The sequence below is a fragment of the Mesorhizobium sp. M1A.T.Ca.IN.004.03.1.1 genome (assembly GCF_003997555.1).
Taxonomy (GTDB): Bacteria; Pseudomonadota; Alphaproteobacteria; order Rhizobiales; family Rhizobiaceae; genus Mesorhizobium.
The window spans coordinates 1-257 of record NZ_RZTV01000596.1; the positions used below are offsets into that span (position 1 = coordinate 1).

Annotated in this window: 1 protein-coding gene; it reads right to left on the minus strand. The window is 64.6% G+C overall.

The window, feature by feature from the left end; all coding sequences use genetic code 11:
- A partial coding sequence (locus EOD29_RS33025; protein WP_206520581.1) for a heme exporter protein CcmB occupies window positions 1-257 on the minus strand: 257 nt, incomplete at both ends.

The window sequence follows — 257 nt, forward strand, 5'->3', positions numbered from 1 at the left end:
GGCGACCCGACGAAAAGCGTGAGCACTGTGGCGCCGATCGCCCTCTCGTCCATGTTCATGAACAGGCCGAGCAGCGGCGAAGCGATGACCAGTGGCAGGCTGGTCGCGGTCCAGTGGGCGAAGCATTTGAGGAGCACGGTCAGGACAAGCGGCGTTTCCTGCATCAGCATCAAGTCGAGCGATCCGTCGTCGCGCTCGGCCTGGAACAGGCGGTCGAGGCCGAGAAGGGCAGCGAGCAGTGCGCCGATCCAGACGAT